Origin of the sequence: Rhodoplanes elegans (assembly GCF_016653355.1) — a bacterium.
Classification (GTDB): domain Bacteria; phylum Pseudomonadota; class Alphaproteobacteria; order Rhizobiales; family Xanthobacteraceae; genus Rhodoplanes; species Rhodoplanes elegans.
Genome location: NZ_NHSK01000069.1, coordinates 1 through 17,471, shown reverse-complemented (window position 1 = coordinate 17,471; position 17,471 = coordinate 1). Strand labels below are relative to the sequence as shown.

The 17,471-nt window shown below is 71.3% G+C and carries 19 protein-coding genes; 10 read left to right on the top strand and 9 right to left on the bottom strand.

Annotated features, from left to right (window positions below; genetic code table 11):
• Window positions 1-55: 55 nt before the first annotated feature.
• The 4 genes from CCR97_RS07060 to CCR97_RS07045 are packed head-to-tail and all read right to left on the bottom strand — an operon-like array spanning window position 56 to window position 4,086.
• The gene (locus CCR97_RS07060) at window positions 56-925 is read right to left on the bottom strand and encodes an HpcH/HpaI aldolase/citrate lyase family protein (RefSeq protein ID WP_111356661.1); all 870 of its coding nucleotides are present in this window, start codon (window positions 923-925) and stop codon (window positions 56-58) included.
• 49 nt (window positions 926-974) lie between these two features.
• Complete coding sequence (locus CCR97_RS07055; protein WP_111356662.1) at window positions 975-1,955, bottom strand: Bug family tripartite tricarboxylate transporter substrate binding protein; 981 nt, start codon at window positions 1,953-1,955, stop codon at window positions 975-977.
• Window positions 1,952-3,193: a CaiB/BaiF CoA transferase family protein gene (locus CCR97_RS07050; protein WP_111356663.1), complete on the bottom strand. Its 1,242-nt coding sequence runs from the start codon at window positions 3,191-3,193 to the stop codon at window positions 1,952-1,954. The genes CCR97_RS07055 and CCR97_RS07050 overlap by 4 nt, the downstream gene beginning before the upstream one ends.
• On the bottom strand, window positions 3,190-4,086 hold the full coding sequence (locus tag CCR97_RS07045; RefSeq protein WP_201159408.1) for an HTD2 family dehydratase: 897 nt from the start codon (window positions 4,084-4,086) through the stop codon (window positions 3,190-3,192). The genes CCR97_RS07050 and CCR97_RS07045 overlap by 4 nt, the downstream gene beginning before the upstream one ends.
• Before the next feature lie 224 nt (window positions 4,087-4,310).
• Here CCR97_RS07045 and CCR97_RS07040 point away from each other — a divergent pair, with 224 nt between their 5' ends.
• Window positions 4,311-5,297: a LysR family transcriptional regulator gene (locus CCR97_RS07040; protein WP_170146106.1), complete on the top strand. Its 987-nt coding sequence runs from the start codon at window positions 4,311-4,313 to the stop codon at window positions 5,295-5,297.
• Window positions 5,298-5,334: 37 nt separating this feature from the next.
• A complete protein-coding gene (locus tag CCR97_RS07035) occupies window positions 5,335-6,033 on the top strand; it encodes a Crp/Fnr family transcriptional regulator (RefSeq protein ID WP_201159407.1) in 699 nt (232 codons plus the stop codon).
• A 200-nt stretch (window positions 6,034-6,233) separates the two neighbouring features.
• On the opposite strand, the gene CCR97_RS07030 is transcribed toward CCR97_RS07035, so the two are convergent.
• A complete protein-coding gene (locus CCR97_RS07030; RefSeq protein ID WP_111360706.1) occupies window positions 6,234-6,488 on the bottom strand; it encodes a DUF1858 domain-containing protein in 255 nt (84 codons plus the stop codon).
• A gap of 173 nt (window positions 6,489-6,661) precedes the next feature.
• Here CCR97_RS07030 and CCR97_RS07025 point away from each other — a divergent pair, with 173 nt between their 5' ends.
• The 3 genes from CCR97_RS07025 to CCR97_RS07015 all read left to right on the top strand — a co-directional run bounded on the left by CCR97_RS07025 (window position 6,662) and on the right by CCR97_RS07015 (window position 8,562).
• On the top strand, window positions 6,662-7,015 hold the full coding sequence (locus CCR97_RS07025; RefSeq protein ID WP_111360705.1) for a metal-sulfur cluster assembly factor: 354 nt from the start codon (window positions 6,662-6,664) through the stop codon (window positions 7,013-7,015).
• Between the two features lie 10 nt (window positions 7,016-7,025).
• Complete coding sequence (locus CCR97_RS07020; RefSeq protein WP_111360704.1) at window positions 7,026-7,277, top strand: DUF2249 domain-containing protein; 252 nt, start codon at window positions 7,026-7,028, stop codon at window positions 7,275-7,277.
• Between the two features lie 97 nt (window positions 7,278-7,374).
• Window positions 7,375-8,562 carry a hypothetical protein gene (locus CCR97_RS07015; protein WP_201159406.1) on the top strand — a complete coding sequence of 396 codons (1,188 nt, stop codon included), beginning with the start codon at window positions 7,375-7,377 and terminating at the stop codon, window positions 8,560-8,562.
• On the opposite strand, the gene CCR97_RS07010 is transcribed toward CCR97_RS07015, so the two are convergent.
• Entirely contained in the window at window positions 8,450-9,505 is a 1,056-nt protein-coding gene (locus CCR97_RS07010) for a glycosyltransferase family 4 protein (protein WP_201159405.1), read from the bottom strand. The genes CCR97_RS07015 and CCR97_RS07010 overlap by 113 nt on opposite strands.
• A 294-nt stretch (window positions 9,506-9,799) precedes the next feature.
• Here CCR97_RS07010 and CCR97_RS07005 point away from each other — a divergent pair, with 294 nt between their 5' ends.
• Window positions 9,800-10,939, top strand: coding sequence for a lysylphosphatidylglycerol synthase transmembrane domain-containing protein (locus CCR97_RS07005; RefSeq protein ID WP_245429129.1), 1,140 nt, complete (start codon window positions 9,800-9,802; stop codon window positions 10,937-10,939).
• A gap of 63 nt (window positions 10,940-11,002) precedes the next feature.
• Here CCR97_RS07005 and CCR97_RS07000 read toward each other — a convergent pair whose 3' ends face one another.
• Genes CCR97_RS07000 through CCR97_RS06990 form a run of 3 tightly spaced genes read right to left on the bottom strand, consistent with a single transcriptional unit; the run spans window position 11,003 to window position 12,002 of the window.
• Window positions 11,003-11,347, bottom strand: coding sequence for a hypothetical protein (locus CCR97_RS07000; RefSeq protein ID WP_111359499.1), 345 nt, complete (start codon window positions 11,345-11,347; stop codon window positions 11,003-11,005).
• A gap of 44 nt (window positions 11,348-11,391) precedes the next feature.
• Window positions 11,392-11,688 carry a hypothetical protein gene (locus CCR97_RS06995; RefSeq protein ID WP_111359500.1) on the bottom strand — a complete coding sequence of 99 codons (297 nt, stop codon included), beginning with the start codon at window positions 11,686-11,688 and terminating at the stop codon, window positions 11,392-11,394.
• A complete protein-coding gene (locus CCR97_RS06990) occupies window positions 11,649-12,002 on the bottom strand; it encodes a hypothetical protein (RefSeq protein WP_111359501.1) in 354 nt (117 codons plus the stop codon). Before CCR97_RS06990 ends, CCR97_RS06995 begins: the two co-directional genes overlap by 40 nt.
• A gap of 171 nt (window positions 12,003-12,173) precedes the next feature.
• Between CCR97_RS06990 and CCR97_RS06985 the strand changes: the two genes are divergently transcribed.
• From CCR97_RS06985 to CCR97_RS06970, 4 genes are all read left to right on the top strand, one after another.
• Complete coding sequence (locus tag CCR97_RS06985; RefSeq protein ID WP_111359502.1) at window positions 12,174-13,208, top strand: DctP family TRAP transporter solute-binding subunit; 1,035 nt, start codon at window positions 12,174-12,176, stop codon at window positions 13,206-13,208.
• A 186-nt stretch (window positions 13,209-13,394) separates the two neighbouring features.
• Window positions 13,395-13,928 (top strand): TRAP transporter small permease, encoded by a 534-nt coding sequence (locus CCR97_RS06980; protein WP_111359503.1) that lies wholly within the window; start codon window positions 13,395-13,397, stop codon window positions 13,926-13,928.
• Between the two features lie 249 nt (window positions 13,929-14,177).
• A complete protein-coding gene (locus CCR97_RS06975) occupies window positions 14,178-15,461 on the top strand; it encodes a TRAP transporter large permease (RefSeq protein ID WP_111360102.1) in 1,284 nt (427 codons plus the stop codon).
• 231 nt (window positions 15,462-15,692) lie between these two features.
• Window positions 15,693-16,985, top strand: coding sequence for a DUF3422 family protein (locus CCR97_RS06970; RefSeq protein ID WP_111360103.1), 1,293 nt, complete (start codon window positions 15,693-15,695; stop codon window positions 16,983-16,985).
• Window positions 16,986-17,471 lie beyond the last annotated feature (486 nt).

The window sequence follows — 17,471 nt, the reverse complement described above, 5'->3', positions numbered from 1 at the left end:
GGCCCCGGTCTCTACCGCGTTGCGCCCGCCGCGCAAGCCACCCGACCGGGGGACCTCAGCGCACCTGCGCGAGAATGCGCCGGGCGCGGCGCAGAATCGGCTCGTCGACCATGCGGCCGTCGACCGCGAAGGAGCCCCGCCCCTCGCGCGCCGCCGCCTCGGCCGCCTCGACCTGGCGCCGGGCGAGATCGACCTCCGCGTCGGTCGGCGCAAAGGCGGCGTTGAGCACCGGCACGATCGCCGGATGCACGCAGGTCGCCCCGGTGAAGCCGGCGCGCCGCGAGGCGAGCGCGACGGCGCGCACCGCCTCCGGATCGCGGAAATCGGCGACCGTACCGAGCAGGCCGAGCGGCGCCACGCCGGCGGCGGAACAGCCGATCACCATCTGCCGCTTGATCATCGCCACGGTCTCGTCGTCCGGCGCGCAGCCGAGCTCGGCGGCCAGATCCTCGGCCCCGCACAGCATGCCGGCGACGCGCGGCGAGGCGGCGGCGATCGCGGCGATCAGCGGCACCGCCTCGGCGGTTTCGATGATCGGCACGATGACGATGCCGCGCTGTCCGTCCGGTACCGGCGCAAGGACGTCGAGCAGCTCCGCTAACAGCGTCACGTGCTCGGGCCCCATCGCCTTGGTCAGCACGATGCCGTCGGCACCGGCCGCGACCGCCGCCTCGGCGTCGCGCACCGCCTGCGACAACGGCCGGTTGATCCGCACCAGAACCTGCGACGGCCCCTGCCGGACGACCGCGACCGAGTCGGCGAGCGCATCGCGGGCGAGATCCTTGGCGGCGGCCGGCACCGAATCCTCGAGGTCGAGGATCACGGCGTCGGCGCCGGCCTGCGGCGCCTTCTCGACGAAGCGCCGCACATTGGCGGGAACATACATCAGCGAGCGCCACGGCGCGGCGCGTCCGGACTTCGACATCGAGCCTCCGTGGCGGACGGCGCCGCGGCGCCGCCCGCCTCCTCTCACGTCATTGCACCGTGATGCCGGCGGCCCGGATCAGGTCGCCCCAGCGCACCACCTCGGACTGGATCAGCTTGCCGAACGCCTCCGGCGTCATCGGCGTCGCCTCGGCGCCCTCCTGGTCGAGCCGCTTCTTGACCGCCGGCGTGTCCAGGATGGCGTTGATCTCGGTGTTGAGCCGCCCGACGATCTCGGGCGGCGTGCCGGCCGGCGCCGCGATGCCGTACCACGGCCGCACGTCGAAGCCGGGCGCCACCGTCTCGGCGACGGTCGCGAGCTCGGGCAGCGTCGTCATCCGCTTCGGGCTCGACACGCCGATGGCGCGCAGGAGCCCCTGCTGGACGAGCGGCATCACGGTCGGAGCGCCGCCGATGGTCAGCTCGACCACGCCGGCGACCAGATCGGTCAGCCCCTGCGCCAGCCCGCGATAGGGCACGTGCTCCATCTGCACCCCGGTCGCCTGCAGGAAGGCGAGCATCACGATGTGGCCGGCGCTGCCGTTGCCGGCCGAGCAGTAGCGCAGCTTGTTCGGGTTCTTGCGGGCGAACTCGACGAGCGACGGCAGGTCGCGGAACGGCTGCGAGGGATGCACCACCATCACGTTGGTGACCGCCGCGATCATCGCGACCGGGGAAAAGTCCTTCACCGGGTCGTAGGCGAGCTTGGGATAGATCGCCGGATTGACGGCGAGCGTGCCGATATGGCCGAGCAGCAGCGTGTAGCCGTCCGGCGCGGCGCGCGCGACCGTGGTGGAGCCGAGCGAGCCGCCGGCACCGGAGCGGTTGTCGACCACGACGGTCTTGCCGAGCCGCGGCCCGAGCTGATCGGCGACGGCGCGGCCGAGCGTGTCGTTGGCGGCCCCCGGCGGGAACGGCACGATCAGCTTGATGTTCTGCGACGGCCAGGGCTCGCCCTGAGCCCACGCCGGGGCGACCGGTCCGGCCGCGAGCATCGCGGCAGCCCCGGCCAGAAGATCACGGCGCCTCATTCGGCGGCATCCGCACCGCGGCCGGCGAGCCGCCGCCGCTCGTCGGCACCGAAGCCGAGCTCCGCGAGAATCTCCTCGCCGTGCTCGCCGAAACGCGGCGCCAGCCGCGAGGCGGGAACGCCGGTGTTGGAATATCGGTTCGGGTGTCGCAACCCCAGCATGCTTTCCTCCTGGCCGTCTTCGTTGTTCTGGATTTCGTTCGTCAGCACGCCGGAGCCGCGGAGCTGCGGATCGTCGAGCAGGCTCTGCAGCGTGTGATAGGGCATCGCCGGCACGTCGTGACGGCGGAGGATCTCGACCCATTCGGCCGTGGTCCGCTCCCGCATCGCTTCCGCCCGGATGGCGAAATACGCGCGGACATGGACGACGCGCGACGCGACGCTCGCAAAGCGCGGGTCGTCCTTCAGCTCGGGCCGGCCGATGGCGTCGAAGAAGGCGCGCATCTGGGCGTCGGTGTTGGCGGAGACGCAGATGTAGCCGTCCTGGGTCTGCAGGGGCCGCGCGTCCGGGTTCATGATGCGCGGATCGCCCATGTGGCCGTCGGGATCGAAGGTGCGCTGGTCGAGATGCTCGGACAGCACGAAGGCCGCCGCGTTCTCGAACATCGGCACCTCGATCGCCTCGCCGACGCCGGTGCGCTGCCGCCCGAGCAGCGCCGCGCAGATCGCCTGCGCGGCGACGATGCCGACCAGGTGGTCGGTGAGCACGAAGGGCGCGAAGCGCGGCTCGCCCAGCACCTCGGCGTGGCAGGCCGCGACCCCTGACAGGCCCTGGATGATGGTGTCGTAGGCCGGCACGCCCGCATAAGGACCGCCGATGGCGAAGCCCGAGATGGTGCAGTGGACGATGCGCGGGTTGATGGCCGCCATCGCCGCGAAGGTGAGGCCGAGCGACTGCAGGGCGCGCGGCCGCATGTTGGAGACGAAGACGTCGGCGGTTGCGACGAGGCGCGCCATCACCTCGCGGCCCTCGTCCGACTTCAGGTCGAGCACGATCGACCGCTTGTTGCGGTTGAAGTGCAGGAACTTCGGCGACATGCCGGGCTTTCGCGGGCGCCCGCCGAGACGCCGCATCAGATCGCCTTCGGGCGGCTCGATCTTGATCACGTCGGCGCCCTGCTCGGCGAGCATCAGGGTCGCCACTGGCCCGACCACCACGCCGGTGGTGTCGAGCACCCGGATTCCGGCCAGCGGGCCGCGCGGCTCGCCGTCGGACGTCTTGTCTGTCGTTGTGATCATTCCGGGCTCCCCGGCTCGGCGGCGGCCTCGCCCTGGGTGAGGACGCGGCCGCGGTCGTCGACCGACCACAGCGACACCCGCCCGTCCGGCTCCCAGCGGCTGCGCAGCTCCGCTTTGCGGCCGAGAAAGAACGGCCGGACGTTGCGCAGGCTGATCCGTCCGAGCTTTCCGCCCGGCAGGTTGCGCTTGGCGAGCTCGCACAGCTTCAGCGCGGTCAGCCCGCCGTTGACGACGAGGTTCGGATAGCCCTCCTCGCCTTGCGTATAGGGCGTGTCGTAGTGGATGCGGTGGGCGTTGAACGTGATGGCCGAGTAGCGGAACAGCGTGGTCGCGTCGGGCACGAAGCTCTCGCGGTCGTTCGGCTCCGGCAGCTCCTCGGTGGCCTCGGCGGCGGCGGGCTCGCCTGCGGGCTTCTGCGCGGCGCTCGCCTCCTCGCGATAGACGATGTCCTGCTCCTCGATCACGGCGAGCGTGCCGTCGGCCGCGATGGCGTGCTCGACGCGCACGAACACCATCTCGCCCGAACGGCCGCGCTTCGGCGTGATCGCCGCGATGGTCGAGGTCCGGCGCAGCGACGCGCCGATGCGGATGGGCGCCAGGAACCGCAGCCGGCGCCCGGCGAACATGCGGCGCGGCAGCGCCACCGGGGGGAGGAAGTCGCCGCGCCTGGGGTGGCCGTCCGGGCCGAGCTGCGACTGCACGGCGAGCGGCGTGAAGAAGGCGACGTGCCAGCCCTCGGGAACGCTGGCGCCGGTCCGGAACGCCGCCGGGTCGCGGTCGAGCAGCGCCGCGACGCGCTGCACCAGCACGGCCGCGGCCTCGTCCTCGGCGAACTCCTGGCGGCCGACCCAGCCCTGCAGGGTGTCGGATGGCGCGAGCGTCACGGACGACATCTTGTACGTTCCTTCCCGAGACAGCCTCCCGACGTCGTCAGTCCGGGGCGCGCCGGAGGCGCGAGCCCGGTATCCATATCCCCGGTGCCGGTAGCTCACGGGAGACAGGGGTTATGGGTTCCGGGCGCGACCCTTCGGGTCGGCCCGGGACGACGGAGCGCGTTCTTGGGAGGAGACTGCGACAGGGTGCGGCGCACCGTCCAATGCAACGAGATGACAACTCGATGCATCGCATGCATCATCGCGGCATGTATCTCGACCTCCCCGGCCTGGACGCCTTCATCGCCGTCGCCGACCTCGGCTCCTTCCACCGTGCGGCGACCCGGCTCGGCATCAGCCAGCCGGCGCTCACCCGCCGGCTGCAGCGGCTGGAGCAGATCGTCGGCCAGAAGCTCCTGGTCCGGCGCGCCCAGCCGGTGCGGCTCACCCCGGCCGGCGCCGCCCTGCTGCCGGAGGCGCAGGCCGCGATCGGACGGCTGCGCGACGCCATGCGGCGGGCCGGCGACACGAGCCGCGGCCACGACATCGCGGTCGGCTGCCTGCCGACGCTCGCGGTGCGCTATCTCGCCGGCGCCCTCGCGCGCCACCGGCAGGGCTGGAAGGGCGGCGAGATCACGGTGTTCGACCTCTCCGCCACCGAGATCCGGGCCATGCTGGAGCAGAACCGGCTCGACTTCGCGCTCGCCGCCATCGGCTCCGAGCCGTGGGAGATCGAGTGCATCCCGCTCGCCGAGGAGCCGTTCTTCCTCGTCTGCCCGCGCGGCCACCGGCTCGCCGGGCGCAGCGCCGTGTCGTGGGACGAGCTCGGCCGCGAGCCGCTGGTCTCGATCGGCCCGCTGAGCGAGAACCGCCGCATCATCGAGGCCGGCCTCGCCCAGACGCTGGTCGAGGCGAGCTGGCGCATCGAGGTGCGGCATCTGTCCACCGCCGTCGCGCTGGTCGCCGCCGGCGCCGGGCTGACGGCGCTGCCCGAATCGGCGCTCGCCGGCGCCGCCGCGGCCGGCGTCGTCGCGGTGCCGCTGCGCCGCCCGGCGCTCACCCGCACCATCGGCCTGATGCGGCGGCGCGACCGCATGCTGTCGGGCGCCGCCCAGGACCTGATGGACGACATCCTGCGCACCTTCGGCCGTGATCAGGACCATGGCACCACCGACGCCGGCGATCCCCGTGCCGGCGCGCCGGATGGCGACGCTCCCGCAGCGGCGTGCTAGATCACGTTCGTCGCGTCCGCATGCCGAGGTGCTCCTGATGGCCGCCATCGATCCTGTTCTGGTCGCCGCCGTGCCGCTGTTCGCCGGCATGCCGCCGAAGGAGCGCGAGGCGCTGCTGCAGGAGGCGCAGTCGGTGCGCTATCCCAAGGGCACGACCGTGTTCCAGCAGGACGCCGACGCGCACTCCTTCTTCGTGCTGCTGCACGGCCGCCTGCGCGTCTTCAAGCTCACCCAGGACGGCCAGCAGGTGGTGGTGCGTTTCGTCGCCCCCGGCGAGGTGTTCGGCGTCGCCTCGGCGATCGGGCGCACGACCTATCCCGGCACCGCCGTCGCCGTGGTCGACTCGATCGCGCTGCAATGGCCGTCCGGCTCGTGGGCGCGGCTCGTCGCGGCGCATCCGTCGCTCGCCACCAACACGCTGCAGACGGTCGGCGGCCGCATCCAGGAGCTCCACACCCGCGTCGTCGAGATGTCGACCGAGCAGGTCGAGCGCCGCGTCGCCCACACCCTGCTGCGCCTCGCCCAGCAGGCCGGCAAGAAGGTCGAGACCGGCGTGCGCATCGACTTCCCGATCTCGCGCCAGGACATTGCCGAGATGACCGGCACCACGCTCCACACGGTCAGCCGCATCATCAGCGCCTGGGAGGACCGCGGCCTGGTCGAGAGCGGCCGCCAGAAGATCACGGTGCGCGAGCCGCATCAGCTCCTGCTGATCGCCGACGACGCCGAGACGTGATCAGGACGCACCATTCGTCATCTCGGGGCGCGGACCGCAGGTCCGCGAGCCCGGGATCCATACCCCCGGAATCAGAGGCTCACGCGAGACAGGGCGTATGGATCAGGGCTCGGCGCTGACGCGCCGCCCCGGGACGACCGAGCAATTCTGAAAGCTTCGCCGGCGCGGACAACGACCGTCGAGAGGCTGTGCCCACACCCTCACCCGCGCTCGAGCGTCTGCTCGCCGGCCACGGGCGGCGGGACGAGGCCGAGTGCCGGCGCGGCGGCGGCCGCGTGCAGCGCGGCGAGGAAGCTGTCGAGGTCGACATCGTGCTCGCGGGCCGCGTCGGCCAGCGTGTGGAAGCTGGCGATCGGGCAGCCGACGCAGCGCATGTGAAAGTCGAGGAAGACGCGCAGCGTCGCCGGGGCGTCGGAGAGGACGTCCGCGACCAGGCGGTTCGGTCGGATCGTCATGAGAAGCCTCCTCGCGCCGTTGCGACCCTGCCGTTGTAAGGCGAGCGGCGGAAACGCTCTTTGTCCGGGCACAAGCTGTCGGCGGAACGGTGCGATCGCACGGCAGTTTGTGCCCCGGCAAAGATCGCCGCGCGCCGCCGCGGCATGGTCGGAGCGTCACCGCGAGGTTCGTCATGACGCTCACCGTCACGCCTGTCGAAACGCTCCATCCCGACGTGCTGGATCCCGATGTCCTCGATCCACTCAACGACGTGATCGATCCCGAGATCGGGCTCAGCGTCGTCGATCTCGGCCTCGTCTACGAGGCGCGACGCTCGGCCGATGCGATCACGGTCGCGCTCACGCTGACGGCGCAGGCCTGCCCGCTCGGCGAGATGATCCTCGACGATGCCAGAACCGCGCTCGCGGAACGCTTTCCGTCGGTCCCCCGAATCGACGTCGCCCTGGTCTGGGACCCGCCGTGGGATCCGGATCGCATCACCGACCGCGGCCTCGCTCTGCTCGGCCGCCCACCGCGAACCCGCTGAGGACTTTCCGATGAGCACCGAGACCGCCAGCAAAGAGATTCTGATCGATGTGAGGGCGCTACCGCCCGGCACCTGCCGCAGCGCCATCATCCGCACCATCACGGACCTGCCGACCGACACCGATCTGATCGTCGCCGCGCCGCACGATCCGGCGCCGCTGCGCGAGTATCTCGACGTCGCCCACCCGGACGCGTTCGGCTGGAGCTATCTGGAGGAAGGCCCCGATGTCTGGCGCGTCCGCATCCATCGTCTCACCGCCTGAGGCGGATCTCGCGACCTCCCCGGCGCCCACCGTGGCGCCGGGGACGGCACCCGGCGCGGCACCCGGCGCGGCCCCCGCCGCCGCGCCCGCTCCCCGCATGGCGCTGCGCGCCGGCCTGCTCGCCTGCGGCATCGTCGCGATGCTGTGCGGCCTGTGGGGCGGGCTGTTCCGGCTCGGCTTCGACCTCCCGCACGCGGCGAACGCCGCCGCGCTGCATGGCGCGCTGCTGATCTGCGGGCTGTTCGGCACCGTGATCGGGCTCGAGCGCGCCGTCGCCTTCGGGCGCACCTGGGGCTACGCCGCGCCGGCCTGCGCGGCCACCGGCTCAGCATTGCTGCTCGCCGGCGCACCGGTCCCGATCGGTGCCGCCGCCTATGCGATGTCGGCCGCGCTGCTGATCGCCGTGACGCTCGTGATCACGTCGCGCCAGCGCACCCTGTTCAACGCGACGCTCGCCGCCGGCGCCGTGTCCTGGCTCGCCGGCACGCTGCTCTGGGCCGCCGGCGCCGACGTTCCCGATGTCGCCGGCTGGTGGATCGGCTTTCTCGTGCTCACCATCGCGGGCGAGCGGCTCGAGCTCGGACGGCTGATGGCGAAGAAGCGCGGCAGCGAGTTCCTGTTCGTCGCGGGCGTCGCGCTGCTCGCCGCGGGCGCGGCCCTGACCCTGACCCTCACGCTCGGCGCCGCGATCTACGGCGCCGCCCTGCTCGCGCTGGCCGTCTGGCTGGTCCGCCACGACGTCGTCCGCCACACCATCCGCCAGACCGGCCAGACCCGCTTCATGGCGGCCTGCATGGCCGCCGGCTATCTCTGGCTCGGCATCGCCGGCCTGCTTCTGATCGTGATGCCGCCTGCGACGTCGACGTTCGGCTACGACGCCGCCCTGCACGCCGTGCTGATCGGCTTCGTGCTGTCGATGGTGTTCGGCCACGCGCTGATCATCCTGCCCGCGGTGGCGCGGGTGCGGATCGCCTACCGGCCGTGGCTCTATCTCCCGCTCGCCGTCCTGCACCTCGCGGTGGCGCTGCGGGTGGGTGGCGACATCCTGGCCGAGGACACGGTCCGGGCCTGGAGCGGGCCTTTGACGCTCGCCGCACTTCTCGGCTTCGTCGGCCTGATCGTCGGCGGCATCGTGCGCAAGCGCCCGACGGCCCGCGCCGGCGCCGGCACCGTCACGCCCGCGCCAGATGCGAGCGCCGCTCCTCCCGCCGACCGGTCGGCTCCGTCCACACGCCCGCACCCTGCAGGTTGGCGAGGAAGCGCCGTGCGCTCTCTTCCCAGGTGAGCGTCATCGCATAGGCCCGGCACGGCTCGGACCCGATGGCGAGCGCCGCCAGACAGGCGGCGCGCAGATCCTCGTCCAGAACCGCGACCGGCGCGTCGCCGACGACATCCCGGGTCGCCGCGACCGGCAGGCCGGCGACCGGCAGGCCGCTCGCCAGCGCCTCCAGGAGCACGAGCCCGAACGTGTCGGTGCGGCTCGGGAACACGAACACGTCGGCCGCCGCATAGACCTCGGCCAGCGCCTCGCCGTGCCGCTCGCCGAGGAAATGGACGTCCGGATAGGCCGCGGCGAGCGCCGCCCGGGCCGGGCCGTCGCCGACCACCACCTTGCTGCCGGGCAGGTCGAGCGCCAGGAACGCCTCGAGGTTCTTCTCGACCGCCACCCGGCCGACGCTGAGGAAGACCGGCCGTGGCAGCCCGAGGTCGCGCCCCGGCCGCGGCCGGAACAGCGTCACGTCGACGCCGCGCGGCCAGCGCATCACCTTGCGGAAGCCGCGGCCCTGCAACTCGGCGACCAGCGACGGCGTCGCCGCCATGGTGGCGCAGCCGGCATTGTGGAACCAGCGCAGCCAGCCCCAGGTGAGGTCGGCGGGAATCGGCCAGCGCGCCGCTGCGTAGTCGGCGAGGCGGGTGTGGAAGCTCGTGGTGAAGCGCCGACCGGTGCGCAGGCAGTGCCGGCGCGCCAGATGGCCGATCGGCCCCTCGGTTGCGATGTGGACGATGTCGGGCCGGATCGCGTCGATGCGGCGGGCGATCGCGCCGGGCGGCGGCACCGCGAGGCGGATCTGCGGATAGCTCGGCAGCGCGACGGTGCGCAGGCCTTCGGGTGTCAGGAAATCGATCGAGGCGCCGAGCGTCTCGACCGCCCCGGCGAGCGAGCGCAGGGTGCGCACGACGCCGTTGACCTGCGGGTGCCAGGCGTCGGTCGCGATCAGGATTCGCATGGGGCCCTCCGACGTCCCGGCCCGCAGTCCGCTCGACGATGCCGCATCCCGATTCACCTCTCGTTGTCCCGCTGGTCTATGACGCCGCCTTGACGGGACCGTGACGGCCGCCCGCCGGCGTGGCGTGCACGCGATGCCGGTCCGGTCTGCGACGCCGAGGTTCGTGACGGGCGCGCCGCGGCGTGCTACGGGGCGGCCTCCCTGTCGTGTCTCTGTCGCACGGCTGTGAAACATCCGGATCCGCCGGGCGCGATGCCGCGCGACCCGGGCCTTCGGCCGGCCAGAAAAATACGTGTGACGAAGACCTTGCTGAATCCAGGACCCGAGCCCATCGCGCCCGGCGAGCGCTCCCGCGGCGACGATCCGGCAGCGCTGTCGGGCGATCCGCCGGGCGTCGAGACGTCGGACGTCGCGACGCCGGGCGTCGAGGCGGTGCGCCCGTCCGCCGGCCCCGCCTGGCTGGCGCCGGTCCGCGCCATCCTCGCCCGGGTCCGGTGGAACTGGGTCGGCGCCGCGCTCGCCTGCATGATCATCGGCATCTCGGCGGTCGTGCTCTACAACGTCCTGCACGACATCGATCTCGACAAGATCCGGGTCGGGCTGAAGAGCATCCCCCCCGAGAACCTGGTCAAGGCCGGCCTGTGCGTCGCCATGGCCTATGCGACGCTGACCCTCTACGACTGGTTCGCGCTGCGCACGCTCGGCATCCGCCACGTCCCCTACCGGGTCGCCGCGATGGTGAGCTTCACCAGCTACACGATCGGCCACAACATCGGCGCCACCGCCTTCTCGGCCGGCGCGATCCGCTGGCGCATCTACTCGGCCTACGGGCTGCGGCTCGTCGACGTGGCGAAGATCTGCTTCATCACCGGCCTGACCTTCTGGCTCGGCAACCTCGCCGTGCTCGGGCTGGCGATGATCTACGATCCGGTGGCGGTCGGTGCCGTCGACCAGCTCGCCCCGTCGGTCAACCGGCTGATCGGCGTCGCGCTCCTGATCGGGCTCGCCGGGTGGGTGTTCTGGGTGTGGGGCGCGCCCCGCACCATCGGGGTCAAGAAGCTCAACGTGCGGCTGCCGGGCGGCCGCTCGACGCTCCTGCAGATCGGCATCGGCATCACCGACCTGACCTTCTGCTCGCTCGCCATGTTCATGCTGGTGCCGGCCGAGCCGCACATCCACTTCTTCACGCTGGCCGGCATCTTCATCGCCGCGACGCTGCTCGGCTTCGCCAGCCACGCTCCCGGCTCGATCGGCGTCTTCGACGCCGCCATGCTGGTCGGCCTCGCCTTCTTCGACAAGGAGCAGCTGATCGCCGGGCTCTTGATCTTCCGGCTGATGTATTTCGTCGTGCCGTTCGCCACCTCGCTCACCATCATGGGGATCCGCGAGGGGATCCTGGCGGTGCGCCGGCGCAAGGCGATGGAAGCGCCGTAGTGCGTCCTGTCGTCCGGTCGGAGCGAGGCCGGGTGCCGCGGGATCAGTCGCGCGGGCGCGAGGTCAGTCGCGCGGGAACGGCAGGTCCGGCCGCGCGATCACCGGCAAAGGCCATTCGGGCGGCGGCGGCAGCGGGCCGGTGAGCACCGCCTTCGGGATCTCGGGCCGCAGAATCCAGTCGAATTTTCGCGCACCCAGCGTGCCGCCGTCCTTCAGCGGCAGCCCTTCGATGCACACCATCCGCTCCGGTCGCATCAGCGGCGCCGCGGGATCGTCGATCCACTCCGGCACCAGCCACAGCTTGCCGTCGTGACGCACCGCCGCGCACTGGGCGAGCGAGCCGTCGTCCCTGAACTTGACGATGACGGAGTAGATTTTTGGGCTCACCGTCTGATCGGTTGCCGCCATGGCACCCTCTCTCCCGGCCGCGCCGCTCGGACGCGCTTATTCCATCACGCCATCGCCGCTGCGATCGTTCGCAGCGCAGCTCCCACCGGAACCTCCAGGTGGCTGGCGACGATGTCGGCGAGCTCCGGCGCTGTCCGGTCCCATCCGTTGCGCCGGTAGCCGATCACGGTCACGCCGAACGGCACGCCAGCAGCCGAAAAGACGAGCTCGACCCCGCGTGGGCCACCGTCGCTTTCGAGCGCGACCGGCGCCTCGCCCCGCATCAGGTGCAGGACGTCGACACGCGCGTCGTACTCGGCTCTCAGATCGTCGAGCCGGGATCGGAGGTCGGGGACGGCCATAGCAGCACGTGCCTCGTCAGATCTTTGAAATCCCGTCGGTAGCCGATGCTGGCGACAGCCGGCCACGGCACACCGAGCGGATCCACGAACACGACGAAAGGCGCGCCACTCCCGGGCGACACCTCGCGCGCGTTCACGAAGGCAAGGTAGCCGGGGTTCGACGTGCCGGCAACGACCGCCGTGGGCTCCGCGAGTGTCCGGACCACCAAGCTCTCGGTCCCGGGGCCAGTGCGGCCGGCCGGCCCGAGCTTGCGCTCCCAGGTCTCCCGCCAGCAGACAACGGTCGGAGCCCCGGCGAACGGGGTCGTCGCCATGAAATACGGGTCCCGTTCCACCACCGCCCCCGCCCCCTTGCGATCGGTGCAAGCACGCCGCCTTCGCGGGCGCGAAAAATTGCACCGGCACGCCGGCCCTGCAAGAAAATGACTGGACGACCCGCCCGCGACGGACGAAAACCCCACCGCCGAACTTCTGGGAGACATTTCATGACCAAGCGCCTGCTCGCTGCGCTCGCCCTCGGCGCCGCGATCGCCTCCACCGCCCTGCTGCCGCCGCCCGCCGCGGCCCAGACCTACAAGCCCGAATACAAGGTCTCGACGGTGCTCGGCGCGCCGTTCCCGTGGGGCGTGTCGGCGCAGCGCTGGGCCGACCTCGTCAAGGAGCGCTCGCAGGGCCGCATCAACCTCAAGGTCTATCCGGGCGCCCAGCTGGTCGGCGGCGACCAGACCAAGGAATTCACGGCGATGCGCCAGGGCGTCATCGACATGGCGGTCGGCTCGACCATCAACTGGTCGCCCCAGGTGGCGGAGCTGAACCTGTTCGCCCTGCCGTTCCTGATGCCCGACCACGCGGCGATCGACGCCATTACGGGCGGCGAGGCGGGCAAGAAGCTGTTCGACGTCGTCGGCGCCAAGGACGTGGTGCCGCTCGCCTGGGGCGAGAACGGATTTCGCGAGCTGTCGAACTCCAAGCGCGACGTGCGCACGCCGGCCGACCTCAAGGGCCTGAAGATCCGCGTCGTCGGCTCGCCGCTGTTCAACGAGACCTTCACGGCGCTCGGCGCCAACCCGACCCAGATGAGCTGGGCCGACGCGCAGCCGGCGCTCTCCACCGGCGCCGTCGACGGCCAGGAGAACCCGCTCGCCGTCTATGTCGCGGCCAAGCTCAACACGGTCGGGCAGAAGCACCTGACACTGTGGGGCTACGTCGCCGACCCGCTGATCTTCGCGGTGTCGAAGCCGGTGTGGGACACGTTCTCGGCGGAGGACCAGAAGCTCCTGCGCGAGACCGCGCTGGAGGCCGGCGCCTACAGTAAGCAGCTCGCCCGCACCGGCATCACCGAGACGGATCCGGCGACCCTGAAGGCGATCGAGGCGCTCGGCGTCACCGTGATCCGCCTGACGCCGGCCGAGCAGAAGGCGTTCCAGGACGCCACCAAGGCCGTCTACGACAAGTGGAAGGCCCGCATCGGCGCGCCCCTCGTCGACGCCGCCGAGAAGGCCGTGGCGGCGCGGAAGTAACGATCGTTAAGTGTCGGGCGCACCGCAACGCAGCCCGAGACCTGCCGCATCCGCTCGTCCCCGCGAAAGCGGGGACCCAGGGGCCGCACGACGGGCCATCTGGATTCCCGCTTGCGCGGGAATGAGCGGAGTTCGGGGCGTCGACCCGGGTCGACATCGCCTCTCGTCATTCTCTCGACGCCGATCATGTCCGCCGACCCCGATCCGTTCATCACCAAGGACCCGCCCGTGCGGGTGCCACTCACGCTCGAGAAGGTGCTGGCCGCTGCCGCGATGGCGGCCCTGTGCCTGATCACGCTGGGCAACGTGATCGCGCGATACCTCACCAACTACTCCTTCGCCTTCACCGAGGAGTTTTCCATCGCCCTGATGGTGGTGGTGACGCTGCTCGGCGCCGGCATCGCCACGGCGGCCGACCGGCAGATCCGCATCGTCTTCTTCACCAGCCTGCTGCCGCGCGCCGGCGAAAAGATCGCCGAGGTGATCGCGAGCCTCGCCACCATCGCGATGTTCGGGCTCCTGGTGTGGCTCGGCGCCCGGCTGGTGTGGGACGAGTACCGCTTCGAGGTGACGTCGCCGGGGCTCGGCGAGCCGCAATGGATCTACACGGCCGCGCTGCCGCTGCTCTCGCTCGCCGTGATCGCCCGCGCGATCGGCCACCTCGTCCGGACGTTGCGCGCAAAACGCCGGCCGAGCCACGACGGGGTCGAGCCGCTGTGATGACTCTGTCGTCATTCGTTGAGCGGCCTAGCACTGCGCCCGCGCTCCCTATCCCCGCGTGCGGGGTCGCGCAATTGCGCGACAAGAAGGTCGGGATGAGGGGGCGTTTTCCCTGCGCAGAGAGTTGCGGAGACGCCCCCTCACCCGACGTCCGCGCTGGAGCGCGGACGTCGACCTCTCCCCGCACGCGGGGAGAGGTGAAGATCGCCCGCCGCTTCAAACTCATTTCTTCTGCCTTGTGAACCAGTCATGACCACGGCGGCGCTGTTTCTCGGGTTTCTGGTTCTCTTCGTGCTGGGCACGCCGGTCGCCGTGGCGCTCGGCCTCGCCGGCACGCTCGCCATCTGGCTCGGCGATCTCGGCGTGATGAGCGTGCCGACCCAGGCCTACACGGGCATCGCCAAGTACCCGCTCCTGGCCGTGCCCATGTTCGTGCTGGTCGGGGCGATCTTCGACCGCTCCGGTGTCGCGCTGCGGCTCGTCAACTTCGCCACCGTCCTGGTCGGCCGCCGGCCCGGCGCGCTCGCTGCCGTCACCGTGATGGTGAGCATGTTCCTCGGCGGCATCTCGGGCTCGGGCCCGGCGAATGCGGCCGCCGTCGGCGGCGCCATGATCGGGGCGCTGTCGCGCGCCGGCTACCCGCGCGCCTTCTCGGCGAGCGTGATCGGCGCGGCGGCCGCGACCGACATCCTGATCCCGCCGTCGATCGCCCTGATCATCTACTCGGTGCTGGTGCCGCAGGCCTCGGTGCCGGCGCTGTTCGCCGCCGGCATGATCCCCGGAGTTCTCGCCGGCCTCGCCCTGATGGGGCCGATCTTCTGGATGTCGCAGAAGCACGGCTTCGGCCTCGCCGAGAAGGATCTGCCGCGTCCGCCGTTCTGGCGCTCGCTGATGGAGGCGAGCTGGGGCCTGATGGCGCCGGTGCTGATTCTCGGCGGCATGCGGGCCGGCTGGTTCACGCCGACCGAGGCCGCCGTGATGGCGGTCGTCTACGGCCTGTTCGTCGGCTTCGTGGTCTATCGCACCCTCACGATCCGCGACCTCTACGAGATGCTCGTCGAGGCGGCCGAGATCTCCGGCGTGATCCTCACCGTCGTCGCGCTCGCCGCGATCTTCGGTTACGCCGGCTCGACGCTCGGCGTGTTCGACCGCGCCGCCACCGCGATCGTCGCGACCGGCGGCAGCGAGTACGTCATCCTCGCCATGCTGATCGCCATGCTGATCGTCATCGGCATGTTCTTGGACGGCGTCTCGACGTTCCTGATCCTGCTGCCGCTCTTGATGCCGATCGCACAGAAGTTCGGGTGGGATCCGGTGTGGTTCGGCGTGCTGCTGACGCTGAAAATCGCCATCGGCCAGTTCACGCCGCCGATGGCCGTCAATCTGATGGTGTCGTGCCGCATCGCCGGCGTGCCCATGGAGGCGACGCTGCGCTGGGTCGGCCCGCTGATCGCCGCGATGTTCGGCGTGCTGGTGCTGCTGATCGCCGTGCCCGAGCTCGCCCTGTGGCTGCCGCGCGTTCTGGGGTATTGAGGACGGGTTCGAGAACCGGTTTCGAGAAAATGTCGCGGGCCGGCCCGGCCCGGCAACAAAGGCGGGTGTTTCGGGCCGATCTTCGCCATGATGCTGCAGTGCAGCATTCGCATTTCTGCAGTATGATGTGGTCCGCAGTGGGTCTCGGCCCGTATGCGGGCATCGTCCGCCCGACCTTGCCCGTCTGACCGACGATTGATTGGTGACACGAATTTGGTGCTGAACATCGACATGTCTCTTCCGGCCGACCACGCCCAGCGTTTTGCCCTGAGCGACGAGGTCCATGCCCGCCCGCCCGAGGCGCTGACCACGCCGAGCCGCGTCTCCTATCTGGCGCTGGTGTCGCCGTGGGAGGAGCGCGAGCTCGAATGGCAGGGCGTCTGCGACCTCGCCCGCCGGTTCGGCGCGACGGCGCCGTTCCCCGGCGCCAACCATTATTCCGGCCAGCTCGGCGACTTCCGCCTGGTGTGGGAGCGGCACGGCGAGTTCGCCCGCTACACCTTCATCGCCGCCGGCCTCGGCGGCAGCGACGACCCGTTCGCCGAGCCGGCGATCGCGCTCGCCCCGGCGAGCTGGGTGGCGGCCCGGCCCGGCCAGGTGATCGTCGCGGCGCATGCCGCCGTGGTGAAGGCCGACAACGGCCCGGTCGATCCCGACATCGTCGCGTCGACGCTGTTCCGCGGCAACGCGCTGGTCGGCGGCCCGGTGTCGGACCGCGCCGCCGTCGCCTTCACGGATCTGCGCATCCACGCCGACGGCTTCGGCCGCTTCATCGTCCAGGACCGGCACATGACGCCGCTGCAGGCGGGCCGCGTGGTGCAGCGCCTGCTGGAGATCGAGACCTACCGGATGATGGCGCTGCTGGCGCTACCGGTCGCCCGCGAGCTGGCGCCGTTCCTGGCCGATCGCGAGAAGGAGCTGGCGCAGGTCACCGACGCGCTGGTCGCCGCCGGCGAGGCGGACGAGCCGGTGCTGCTGGAGCGACTGACGCGGCTCGAGGCCGAGATCGAGAGCCGCGAGGCGGCGAACCTGTTCCGCTTCGGCGCCGCGCTCGCCTATCACGACCTGGTCCAGCGCCGGATCACCGAGCTGCGGGAGGAGCGCATCCAGGGCATCCAGACGCTGCGCGAGTTCATGGACCGCCGGCTGGTGCCGGCCATGAACACCTGCAAGGCGGTGTCGGAGCGCCAGCAGTCGCTGTCCGACCGGGTGGCGCGGGTGACCCAGCTCCTGTCGACGCGGGTCGACATCACCCGCGAGCGGCAGAACCGCGCCGTGCTGGAATCGATGAACCGCCGCGCCAAGCTGCAGCTCCAGCTGCAGTCGACCGTCGAGGGCCTGTCGGTCGCCGCCGTCACCTATTACGTCGTCGGCCTGATCGGCTATCTGGCCAAGGGGGTCTACACGGCCGGGTTCCCGGTCAGCCCGGAGATCGCCATGGGCGCCTCGATCCCGGTGGTCGCCGCGGCCGTCTGGCTCGGGCTGCGCGGCTTCCGCAAGCGCGTCGCCCACGGCGAGCACTGAACGCGATCCGGAGATCGCGGCGCGCGCGGCCGAGCGGCCGCGCCACCTCCCCGTATCGTCACACCACACCACCGTGCACACCGGTCCGTGACCACCGGCACAGGCCCGACACGGACGCGCCGCAATCCGGTCAACCTCCTGATTATCGTAAGGAACGTACCCGCTCGGGAGCGCTCCGAAGAACCCGAGCGGCGCCCGCGGCAGCGCCTCCGACGCGCCGATCCCACCAGCCTCGTCGCGCGTCAGCTCGCCGACGATGTCAGGTCCACGCCGATCTCGAGCTCCGTCTCGTCACCCATGAGGATTCGTATGTGCAAGCTCCAGCGGTTGCTCCTCGCGGGCACCGTCCTGTCCGGTCTCGTCGGGACCCAGGTGCTGGTCGCCCCGCCCACGATGGCGCAGGCGCCGGCTCCGGCCCCCGCGACCGACGAGCAGAAGCCCGGGCAGCGGCCGCCGCCGCGGCCGGGCCAGCCGCCCGCCCAGCAG

Bases quoted from the DNA above. Each gene is read 5' to 3' on its own strand.
- CCR97_RS07000 (WP_111359499.1), bottom strand. From the start codon at position 11,347: ATGGCGGCAACCGATCAGACGGTGAGCCCAAAAATCTACTCCGTCATC.
- CCR97_RS07040 (WP_170146106.1), top strand. From the start codon at position 4,311: ATGCATCGCATGCATCATCGCGGCATGTATCTCGACCTCCCCGGCCTG.
- CCR97_RS07010 (WP_201159405.1), bottom strand. From the start codon at position 9,505: ATGCGAATCCTGATCGCGACCGACGCCTGGCACCCGCAGGTCAACGGC.
- CCR97_RS07045 (WP_201159408.1), bottom strand. From the start codon at position 4,086: ATGTCGTCCGTGACGCTCGCGCCATCCGACACCCTGCAGGGCTGGGTC.
- CCR97_RS06980 (WP_111359503.1), top strand. From the start codon at position 13,395: ATGTCCGCCGACCCCGATCCGTTCATCACCAAGGACCCGCCCGTGCGG.
- CCR97_RS07035 (WP_201159407.1), top strand. From the start codon at position 5,335: ATGGCCGCCATCGATCCTGTTCTGGTCGCCGCCGTGCCGCTGTTCGCC.
- CCR97_RS07030 (WP_111360706.1), bottom strand. From the start codon at position 6,488: ATGACGATCCGACCGAACCGCCTGGTCGCGGACGTCCTCTCCGACGCC.
- CCR97_RS07025 (WP_111360705.1), top strand. From the start codon at position 6,662: ATGACGCTCACCGTCACGCCTGTCGAAACGCTCCATCCCGACGTGCTG.
- CCR97_RS07050 (WP_111356663.1), bottom strand. From the start codon at position 3,193: ATGATCACAACGACAGACAAGACGTCCGACGGCGAGCCGCGCGGCCCG.
- CCR97_RS06990 (WP_111359501.1), bottom strand. From the start codon at position 12,002: ATGGCGACGACCCCGTTCGCCGGGGCTCCGACCGTTGTCTGCTGGCGG.
- CCR97_RS06985 (WP_111359502.1), top strand. From the start codon at position 12,174: ATGACCAAGCGCCTGCTCGCTGCGCTCGCCCTCGGCGCCGCGATCGCC.
- CCR97_RS07015 (WP_201159406.1), top strand. From the start codon at position 7,375: ATGGCGCTGCGCGCCGGCCTGCTCGCCTGCGGCATCGTCGCGATGCTG.
- CCR97_RS07020 (WP_111360704.1), top strand. From the start codon at position 7,026: ATGAGCACCGAGACCGCCAGCAAAGAGATTCTGATCGATGTGAGGGCG.
- CCR97_RS06995 (WP_111359500.1), bottom strand. From the start codon at position 11,688: ATGGCCGTCCCCGACCTCCGATCCCGGCTCGACGATCTGAGAGCCGAG.
- CCR97_RS07060 (WP_111356661.1), bottom strand. From the start codon at position 925: ATGTCGAAGTCCGGACGCGCCGCGCCGTGGCGCTCGCTGATGTATGTT.
- CCR97_RS07055 (WP_111356662.1), bottom strand. From the start codon at position 1,955: ATGAGGCGCCGTGATCTTCTGGCCGGGGCTGCCGCGATGCTCGCGGCC.
- CCR97_RS06975 (WP_111360102.1), top strand. From the start codon at position 14,178: ATGACCACGGCGGCGCTGTTTCTCGGGTTTCTGGTTCTCTTCGTGCTG.
- CCR97_RS06970 (WP_111360103.1), top strand. From the start codon at position 15,693: ATGTCTCTTCCGGCCGACCACGCCCAGCGTTTTGCCCTGAGCGACGAG.